A 9687-nucleotide genomic window follows, 5' to 3' on the forward strand; every position below is an offset into this window, starting at 1 on the left:
ATCTGGGGGTAGTAGTCGACGAACGCAGTTCACCGCCCGTGGCGCGGCGCGAGTTGGAGGGCGAACATCGGCAACCGTAGATCGTCTGTGTGCAAGGCCCGTTCGAGTGTGTGCCGCAGGTGGTCCCACGTTCGGGGATGCTGTTGGGCGTAGCGCGACAGCGTTGCTTCGGCGGCCTCGGGGGAGAGCAAGGTTGCGATGGCGGGGACGTTGCGGCGCCATCCCACGCTGACTCGGACGTGCGGATCGGCACGGAGGTTTCGGTACCACTGGGACGCTTCGCCGAATCCGGACACGATCACATACGTGTCGGCTGACGGCCTGTCGATGACCTCCAGGACGACCCGGCGCTGCAGATTGCTGCGACGTCCTCGATGCTCCAGCAGGAGCATCCGGTGGCCCAGTAGAAATCCAATTCTCAAGCGGTACAGCCATATCGGCGCTCGGACCAGTCGTCGAGTCTGCAGCATTCGGCCCATCAACGCGGACAGCCGGTCTGCTGAAGTCATGCAGGTTACCGCCCCTGACCGTTGAGGCTTCGGTGATGCAGTGCGGCAAGTCGGGCGTTGTACGCCGCCAAGGCCGCCTCGTCGTCGTCAAGGTCGATCGAGCCGTCGGTGTCCGCGCCGGTTCCGAGGGTTGCGTTCCACCGGACCCCGTCCAGCCACGGGCCGAGACTCGTACTCGCGCGATCGCCACCGGCGACCCACCGACCCCCGGTGACGACCATCAGGATCATCATCAGCCCGTCGCCACCGAACCACATGATTGCGCCTGCCGTGGATTGGTCGGCCAGGGCCGACGGCCCCCAATCGCGGGAGGCGGAGTACGCCGGTGCGAGTGCGGTATTGGTCATCATCAACACGATCCCGACCAAGGTGTCGGGGAACATGCAGATCGCAAGGATGATGAACCGCAGGAGGTGGGCAAGGGGCGGATCGGTGGTCAGTTCGTCGCCGGCCAGCGGGAGCAGCAGTAGGTAGCCGGCGACCAGGTAGAGGATCAATTCACCGTCGTGAATCCACATGTGCTGGCTCATCGCCTGCTGAAACCCGGTCAGGTGGGTCAGCACCAGCACCGCCGCGTAGAACGGGACGGTGAATCGTGGCGAGATCAGACCACGGAACACCAGTCCCGCTCGGACGCCGTCGACGCGCGCGCGAGTCGAGGGTCCGCAGGCCTCGTGCAGAAGCCGGATCGGCTGTGCCCACACCAGCAGTGCGGGCACCACCGTGATGAGCATCAAGTGCACGATCATGTGCACCCAGAACAACTGGTGACTGTAGACGGCAAGGGCGCTGTTGACGACGAGGACGAGAACCGCCACTGCCCATAGCGCGGAGACAATCCGCAACATGGGCCACGGGTGGCCGCTTCGGCGAAGTCGAATAAGCAGCGCGAGATATCCCGCCACCCCGAATGCGATCAGCAGGTCGGCCACGGGAGAGGACGTCCAGGTCGTCAGCACGGCGGTGCCGGTTCCCGGGGCGGGGTCCATCGTCATGGCGGCGCCGCGCACGGACTGTTCACCATTGCAGTATGCAATAGTTGTCTATGGGGTTGGTGCCAGGTTCACGAAAGACGGCTGGCGGCCCAGAGATGCGTCAGGAAGAGGAGTCCCATGCCAGCCCCCAGCGATCACGCAGCCGACGAGTCGGCGGACGCCATCACCGACGCGCTGCTCACGGCGTCCCGGCTGTTGATGGCGATCTCGGCGCGCTCCATCGCCGATCTCGATGAGACATTGACGATTCCGCAGTTCCGGACGTTGGTGATCCTGTCTACTCGGGGCCCGGTAAACCTCGCGACGCTGGCGGGACTGCTCGAGGTTCGGCCATCCACCACCGGCCGAATGGTGGATCGACTGGTCGGTGCGGGCCTCATCGACCGGCAACCGAATCCAGAGTCCCGCCGTGAACTGGTCGTCGATCTGACCGCGCGGGGCCGGGAGGTCGTGGCCGCGGTCACCGCAGGCCGACGCCGGAAGCTCGCCGAGATCGTGGTGAACATGCCCAACCGTGAGCGCCACGGTCTGATCCGCGCGCTGACCGCGTTCACCAAGGCCGGCGGGGAGCCCGCCGCCGCGCTGGAAATCGATGGATTCCTTGTCTGACAGCGCGCCGACGTTCTGGCGCCCAGAGGCAACGGATGGGAGTGAATGTCGTTGTTGGGAAAGATCTTTGCCGCGTGTCTGACGGTTGGTTGCCTCGCCAGCGCCTGTGCGGATCAGCCGCCGGGCTACCCGGCCCCCGCGTCGTCGCAGGCGGCCAGTCCGTCTGCTCTGGCGGCCACGGCGACCCGCGGCGGGGAGTTGGGCGCATTGACCGCACGTGGCGTCGTGAATGCCCTCAACAGAACGGGTTTCGCCGTCCCAAATCCCGTCGACACCACGGCGCAGGAGTGTCCCGCCGCTGGGTGCGACCAGTCGATCGTGACCGATACGCTCCGGGTCAAATCCTTTCAAACCACGGCCCGAGCCCAGGCCTACGCCGGGGACCAGGGTCTCGAACAAATCGAGACCATCGTCGTCGCGTTCGCGCCACCCGTGCCGAAGGCCGAGCAGGATCGCTACTGGGCGAAAATCCAATCGCTGGTGGGGTGAATCCGCACGATCGGAGGTGTGCCATGAATGAGGTTGCCCTGTCCCAGGGGCCGCTGCACTACCAGGACCGCGGCAGCGGCAGGTGCGTTGTTCTGATTCACGGTCTGTTCGTCAACAGCAGTGTGTGGAGCTGGCTGGTCCCTCTTCTGGAACGGGATATGCGCTGCATCATGCCGGATCTCCCGTTGGGGGCGCACCGAACGCCGCTCAATGGCGCGGACCTGTCGCCCCCGGGCCTGGCCCGCATGATCGCCGAATTCATCGAGCGGTTGGAGTTGGGCAGGGTCACTCTGGTCGGCAACGATACGGGCGGTGCACTGTGCCAGATCTTGTGCGCGAACCATCCCGAGGTCGTCGACCGTCTCGTGCTGACCAACTGCGATGCGTTCGAGAACTTCCCTCCTGCCGCATTCCGGGCGCTCGAACGTGCGGGCGCCGACATCCCATGGGCGATCGCGGGACTGGACCTCGTCCTGCGCGCGCGCACCTTGCGGCGCCTGATGCTGGCGGCAGTGCCTGTGACCGTCAAACCGCTGCCCGATGACGTGCTGGCAGCCTGGTTCGCGCCGCTTCGCGATCCGCGTATCCGGGCCGATCTGCGCGCTGTGTTGCGCGGCATCTCGCCCGAGCACACCCTGGCGGCCGGCGAACGGTTGAGGCGTTTCGACCGCCCGTCTTTGGTCGCATGGGGTACCCGCGACCGCTTCTTCCGCCTGCGCGACGCCGAGCGCCTCGCTCAGACCCTGCCGTGCGCGCGCCTCGAGACCATCGATGACGCCCGCACCTACGTTCAGGTCGATCAACCGCAGCGGCTGGCGGCGCTCATTGCGAGCTGAAACGGGGGCTGCCTCAGGGTCGTTCAGGCAGCCGGGTCGTCGGGTGCGGTGATGGGGTGGGTGCTGTGGTGTCCGCGTCCGGCGTGCAGTTGCAGGGCACTAGTGACCAGTGGGAAGTGGCTGAACGCTTGGGGCGTGTTGCCGAGTTGTCGCCCGGTGCCGGGATCCCATTCCTCGCTGAGCAGGCCGACGTCGTTGCGCAGTGTGAGTAGTCGCTCGAACAACGTGGTGGCTTGGGCTTGGCGGCCAGCCAGGTGCAGGGCATCGACCAGCCAGAACGAGCACGCCAGAAATAGTCCCTCGCCACCGGACAGGCCGTCGTCGGAGTCGATGGTGTTGTACCGCTTGACCAGTCCGCCTTCGGTGAGCTCGTTCTGGATGGCCGAGATGGTGCCGAGTACCCGGGGATCCTTCGGCGGCAGGAACCCTACGCGGGGGATCATCAGCAGGGCGGCGTCGAGGCCGGGGGCATCATAGGACTGCGTGAACGTGTTCCGGTCGGCGTCGTAGCCGTGAAGGAGAACGTCGGCGTGGATGGTGTCGGCGAGGGCTTCCCAGCGATCGGCCGGGCCGTGCAGTTCGGGATGGGTACGCACGGCGGTCGCCATGCGATTGGCGCCTACCCAGGCCAGAACCTTGGAGTGGGTGAAGTGCCTGCGCGCTCCGCGCATCTCCCAGAGTCCATTGTCGGGTTGGTCCCAGGCTCCCTCTAGATGATTCATCAACGCGACCTGCAGATCCCAGGCGTCATCCCGACGGGCGATCCCGGCGTTGCGTGCCAGGGCCAAACCGTCCAAGGTTTCACCCCACACGTCGAGTTGCAGTTGTTCGGAGGCGGCGTTGCCGGTTCGCACCGGCCGGGAATTCTCGTAGCCGGCCAGCCATGACAGTTCGGCCTCGGGGATGTAGCGGGTGCCGTCGAGGGCATACATGATCTTCAGGTCGTCGGGCTCCCCAGCGACGGCTCGCAGCAGCCATTCGCGCCAGGCCTTGGCTTCGGCGAGATATCCGGCGGAGATCAGGGCCTGCAGGGTGTAGGTCGAGTCCCGAAGCCAGCAGTAGCGGTAGTCCCAATTGCGGCCCCCGCCGATCTGTTCGGGCAATGACGTCGTGGCGGCCGCGACGATCCCGCCGGTGGGCTCGTAGGTCAGGGCTTTGAGCGTCACCAGCGACCGCTTGATGGCGTCCCGGTAGGGCCCGCGCACTGGATTGCCTTGCGCTGACCAGTCGGCCCAGAACGTCAGGGTGTCGCGCAGGGCGTGTTCGGCATCGACGGTCTTGGGGGCCGGTTGATGACTCTGGCTCCAGGTGAGCACGAAGGGCACCCGGTCCCCGGCACGCACGGTGAAGTCCGAAACGGTGCTCATCTCGTGACCCGTGGTGGGTGCCGGGGTGCGCAACCGGACCCGGTTGGGGCCTGCGAGAGCCTCGACCCGATCGTTGTGGTGGCGAACCCACGGCACCACCCGGCCGTATTCGAACCGGAGTTTCAGATCGGAGTGCATCGCGACGGCACCGTGTACGCCTTCGACGATCCGCACCACGTCCGGGGCGTGGCCGCGGGGCGGCATGAAGTCGATCACCCGCACGGTTCCGTCATGGGTCACCCATTCGGTTTCCAGCACGACGCTGTCGTCGACGTAACGGCGCCTGGTGCAGGTGCCCCCTGCGGCGGGGGCCAGTGACCAGTGTCCGGCATCCGGCGTGTCCAGCAACGCCGCGAAGCAGGCGGGGGAGTCGAACCGGGGCAGACAGAGCCAGTCGATGGACCCGGTGGTGCTCACCATCGCCGCTGTCTGTAGATCACTGAGCAGGGCGTAATCCTCGATCCGGGCCATGCCCAGATCATGCCACCGACGACCAGATCCCCCTTGGTAATGGAATCTTGCTGTGAGGATCCCTGGATCAAATCCCCATGGTGTCGTGAATTCGACTGCGCCCCTTGAGTTTGAGTATGGCTCGCACGGGGGACTCGGTGGGCGAAGCGACCGTCACCGTCAGGAGCCCACCATGTTGCTGCAAGACAAGTCAGTCGTAGTCACGGGCGGAAACAGCGGCATCGGGGAAGCCATCGTCCTCGCCGCAGCGGCCGAGGGCGCCAATGTCGTCGTCGACTTCTTGACTCACCCGGATGAGGCCACCTCGCTCATCGCGAAGGTCGAGGCCGCCGGCGGGCACGCGGTCGGCGTCGAGGCGGACGTGTCCCGTCCGGGGGATCTGCACACCATGATCCAGAAGGCGGTCGACAGTTACGGACGACTCGACGTCTTGATCAACAACGCCGGAATCGAAACCCGCACTTCACTACTCGACACCACCGAAGACGATTTCGACAAGGTGATCGCCGTCAATCTGAAGAGCGCGTTCTTCGGAACGCAGATCGCGGCCAAGCAGTTCATCAGTCAGGGCGACGGCGGAATGATACTGAACATCTCGTCGGTGCACGAGGACTGGCCGATGCCCGGCAATATCGCCTACTGCGTATCCAAGGGCGGAGTCAGGATGCTGACCCGAACCGCAGGAGTTGAACTCGGGCCTCACGACATCCGGGTCGTGAACATCGCCCCCGGCGCCGTAGCCACCCCGATCAACGCCTCGACGGAAGACGATCCGGAGAAGATGAAGGCGCTGGAGGCAGCGATCCCGCTGCAGCGCATCGCGCAACCATCTGACATCGCCGAAGTCGTCGTCTTTCTGGCCTCGGGTCACGCCCGCTACATGACTGCGACGACCGTCGTCGTCGATGGCGGGATCATGCAAGGCAGCGTCGGGCTGTGACGAGGACTGGGCAGTTCGCCTGCACCCAAGCGACCGGGTGTCGGACACCCGGTCGCTGGCAGGCGCTGACGTCAGGCCTGTACCGGCAGTGACGCCGTGTCCTCGTCATCGCTCGGCGGAGGCGGAGGTGGCGTCTTCCGGAAGTGGTTGTCGCCACGGGGGTAGACGACGAGCGGCCACCAGAACCACCGGCCCAACAGGGTTGCGATCGACGGCATGAGCAGGGAGCGCACGATGAGTGTGTCGACCAAGAGGCCGATGGCGATCGTGGAACCCATCTGCGCCAGCACGATCAAGTTGCTGCCCATCATCGCCGCCATGGTGGCCGCGAACACGAAACCGGCGGAGGTCACCACGCCTCCGGTGCCCGCCATGGAGCGGATGATGCCGGTCTTCAACCCCGCATGGATCTCATCCTTGAACCTGGACACCAGCAGCAGGTTGTAGTCCGATCCCACCGCCAGCAGGATGATGACGGACATCAACATGACGAGCCAGTGAACCGGCATGCCGAAGAGGTCCTGCCAGATCAGCACCGAGATACCGAAGGATGCGGCGATCGAGCTGGCCGCCGTAGTGACGATCGTGAGTGCTGCTACCGCACTTCGGGTCAGTATCAGCATGATCATGAAGATGAGCGTCAGCGCTGACACCACGGCGATCATGAGGTCGTACTTGGCGCCGTCGGCCATGTCGCGATAGGTAGCCGCCGTCCCACCGAGGTAGATCTTGGCGTCCGACAGCGACGACATCTTCAAGGCCTCCTGCGCGGCCTTGCGCTCCGAGTTGACCCGATTGATGCCCTCGACCGTCGCGGGATCGGTCTCGTGGGTGATGAACATGCGCGCGGACTTGCCGTCCGGTGACAGGAACATCTTCAGGCCGCGCTCGAAGTCCGGGTTCGTGAAGGCCTCCGGCGGTAGGAAGAACAGATCGTCGTTCTTCGCCTGGTCGAAGGCGGCGCCCATGGCAAGCGCGGTGTCGTTGGAGGCCTCCATCTGGTCGAGCAGGGCCTTCTGCGAGTTGTACGACGCCAGCGACAGGTCCCTGCTGGTCTTCATCGTGGCGATCGTCTGTGGCATGAGTGCGGTCAACTTCGGAGCGATGTCCGCGAGTTGGTCGGTGTTGGTCTGAACCGCTCCCGTCTGGTCGGTCACTCGGTCGATCCCGTCGAGGGAGTCGAAGAGAGACCGGACGGCGGTGCACAGGGGGATGTCGAAGCAGTGCGGTTCCCAGTAGAAGTAGTTGCGCATCGGCCTGAAGGTGTCGTCGAAGTCGGCGATGTGGTCGCGCAGTTCCTTGGTGGTCTCGAGCAGGTCCTGCGACTTGGCCGCCGAGTCCACCGTCAGTTGGGTCTGCTGGAGCGAGAGTTGGTACTGCTTCTCCAAGATGGCGATCGAGGCGTTCGTCGAATCGATCGTCCTGAGCTGGTCGGCCAATTGAGCCCGCTGGAACGGCAGGGTCATGTTGCTGGTCTGCCCCTGGATGCTCGTCTGGAACGGGATCGAGCTGTGCTGGATCGGAATGCCCAACGGCCGCGTGATGTTCTGCACCATCGCGATGCCCTCGGTGTGCATGACGTTGCGGGCGACCGCGTTCAAGACCAGCATGTCGGCGGGATTGCGCATGTCGTGGTTGGCGTTGACCATCAAGATGTCGGGGTTCATCCGCGCCTGCGTGAAGTGTCGGTCGGCGGCGGCGAAGCCGATGTTGGTCGGGGCGTCCTTCGGCAGGTAGTACTGGTCGTTGTAGGCCGGCTTGTAGCCAGGAATGGCCACGATGCCGATCAGCACCACGAACAGGCTCACCACGAAGATGGGCCCGGGCCAACGGACCACGGCCGTGCCGACCTTTCGCCAGAAACGGCTCTGCGGAGGGCGTTTGGACTCGTACAGCCCGATCTTGCTGCCGAGGAACAGGACGGCCGGACCCAGCGTCACCGCCGACGCTACGACCACGATCATGCCGATCGCGACGGGGGCGCCCATGGTGGCGAAGTAGGGCAGCCGCGCAAAACTGAGGCAGTACGTGGCGCCGGCGATCGTCAGACCCGAACCCACGATGACCGGAGCGACGGACTTGAACGTGGCGTAGTACGAGTCGTCTCGATCCAGGCCCATGCCGCGGTCTTCGCGGTAACGGCCGAAGATGAAGATGCCGTAGTCGGTGGCGGCGGCGATCGCCAGCATCGTCAGGATGTTGCCTGCGAACGTCGTCAGTCCGAACACGTCGTGCATGGCCAATACCGACACCACCCCACGCGCGGTCAACAAGCCGACGCCGGTCAGGAAGAGCTGGACCAAGGTGGTGCGAATCGAGCGGTACACGACCAGCAGCATGACTGCGATCGCGATGAGGGTGTACAGGGTGATCGACGCCAGGCTGGCGTTGCCGATGACGTGCAGGTCGTTGGTCAGCGCCGCCGGGCCTGCGACGTAGGCCTGTACGCCGGGTGGGGCCTTGGTCTCCTCGATGGCCTTGCGGACGGCGTCCACGCCCTCGTTGGCCAACGTCTGGCCCTGCTCGCCGGCCAGGTTGATCATCACGTAGGACGCCTTGCCGTCGGTGCTCTGCGCTCCGGCGGCGGTCAGCGTGTCACCCCAGAAGTCCTGGATGTGCTGAATGTGCTCGGGATCGGCCTGCAGCTTCTTGATGATCGCGTTGTAGTAGTCGTGCGCATCCGGGCCGAGGGGCTGCTGGCCCTCGATGACCACCATCACGGTGCTGTTGGAGTTGAACTCCTTGAAGTTGCCGCCCATCAACTTCATCGCCGTCATCGACGGTGCGTCCTCGGGGGCCATCGGCGCCGAGTGCAGCTCACCGACCACCTCGAGTTGAGGAGCGATCACGTTCACGATCGCCGCGACGGCGATCCAGAACAGGATGATCGGCACCGCCAGGATGCGGATCGTGTGGGGGAGGTAGGGCCGCTTGGGATGATCCGTGGTCTCGACGGGGGTCGCGTGGGTCATGCGGACTTCACCAGGCAGTAGGTCTGGGCTTCGATTCCATCGGCTGATTGCTCCTCACGCACGATTCCATTCACGGTGACGCGGCATCCAATCTGTTCGCCATCGGTGCGGGCCATGAGGCTGCCGCTGACGGTCGGCAACGTCGTCGACAGGGTGACCGACCATGGCAGCGGCACGGTGACCGTATGCACGTTCGCATCCGGGTCGAAATAACTGATCTGAGCGGTGCCCGAGCCGTACACGTCGTAGACCATGATCTTGGGGTTGAACTGGACGATCTCGACGCCTGCACCCGCGTTGGCATTGAGATCCTCGGAGGCGAACTGCTTGTGCAGCCGCGAAACGACCAGCCCCGACACCGCGAAGACCACGATCAACACCACCGGGATCCACACCTTCTTCAGCCCACGACCCACCGGAATAGCCTTCATCCGAACACCTTCCGCTGACCGACTGGCCGCGTCACGACCCTCGAGGGTCCAGCAACGCGGTTTGGTAC

Annotated in this window: 9 protein-coding genes; 4 read left to right on the forward strand and 5 right to left on the reverse strand. The window is 64.9% G+C overall.

The features are described 5' to 3' along the window. Positions 1–29: 29 nt before the first annotated feature. Positions 30–509, reverse strand: coding sequence for a nitroreductase family deazaflavin-dependent oxidoreductase (locus tag ACRDUX_RS00865; RefSeq protein WP_526410096.1), 480 nt, complete (start codon positions 507–509; stop codon positions 30–32). A gap of 5 nt (positions 510–514) precedes the next feature. Next, positions 515–1519 carry a cytochrome c oxidase assembly protein gene (locus tag ACRDUX_RS00870; protein WP_526410098.1) on the reverse strand — a complete coding sequence of 335 codons (1005 nt, stop codon included), beginning with the start codon at positions 1517–1519 and terminating at the stop codon, positions 515–517. 102 nt (positions 1520–1621) lie between these two features. Here ACRDUX_RS00870 and ACRDUX_RS00875 point away from each other — a divergent pair, with 102 nt between their 5' ends. Genes ACRDUX_RS00875 through ACRDUX_RS00885 form a run of 3 tightly spaced genes read left to right on the forward strand, consistent with a single transcriptional unit; the run spans position 1622 to position 3438 of the window. Next, entirely contained in the window at positions 1622–2113 is a 492-nt protein-coding gene (locus ACRDUX_RS00875) for a MarR family winged helix-turn-helix transcriptional regulator (RefSeq protein ID WP_526410100.1), read from the forward strand. 45 nt (positions 2114–2158) lie between these two features. Next, positions 2159–2602 (forward strand): hypothetical protein, encoded by a 444-nt coding sequence (locus ACRDUX_RS00880; RefSeq protein WP_526410102.1) that lies wholly within the window; start codon positions 2159–2161, stop codon positions 2600–2602. Continuing rightward, positions 2599–3438 carry an alpha/beta fold hydrolase gene (locus tag ACRDUX_RS00885; RefSeq protein WP_526410104.1) on the forward strand — a complete coding sequence of 280 codons (840 nt, stop codon included), beginning with the start codon at positions 2599–2601 and terminating at the stop codon, positions 3436–3438. The genes ACRDUX_RS00880 and ACRDUX_RS00885 overlap by 4 nt, the downstream gene beginning before the upstream one ends. A 23-nt stretch (positions 3439–3461) precedes the next feature. On the opposite strand, the gene ACRDUX_RS00890 is transcribed toward ACRDUX_RS00885, so the two are convergent. Continuing rightward, positions 3462–5276: a glycoside hydrolase family 15 protein gene (locus ACRDUX_RS00890; protein WP_526410106.1), complete on the reverse strand. Its 1815-nt coding sequence runs from the start codon at positions 5274–5276 to the stop codon at positions 3462–3464. Positions 5277–5448: 172 nt separating this feature from the next. Here ACRDUX_RS00890 and ACRDUX_RS00895 point away from each other — a divergent pair, with 172 nt between their 5' ends. Continuing rightward, entirely contained in the window at positions 5449–6216 is a 768-nt protein-coding gene (locus ACRDUX_RS00895; protein ID WP_526410108.1) for an SDR family NAD(P)-dependent oxidoreductase, read from the forward strand. Between the two features lie 71 nt (positions 6217–6287). Here ACRDUX_RS00895 and ACRDUX_RS00900 read toward each other — a convergent pair whose 3' ends face one another. Continuing rightward, positions 6288–9188: an MMPL/RND family transporter gene (locus tag ACRDUX_RS00900; RefSeq protein ID WP_526410110.1), complete on the reverse strand. Its 2901-nt coding sequence runs from the start codon at positions 9186–9188 to the stop codon at positions 6288–6290. Next, complete coding sequence (locus ACRDUX_RS00905; protein ID WP_526410112.1) at positions 9185–9619, reverse strand: MmpS family transport accessory protein; 435 nt, start codon at positions 9617–9619, stop codon at positions 9185–9187. Before ACRDUX_RS00905 ends, ACRDUX_RS00900 begins: the two co-directional genes overlap by 4 nt. Between the last annotated feature and the right edge of the window lie 68 nt (positions 9620–9687).

Source organism: Mycobacterium sp., from assembly GCF_050701675.1.
GTDB lineage: Bacteria > Actinomycetota > Actinomycetes > Mycobacteriales > Mycobacteriaceae > Mycobacterium.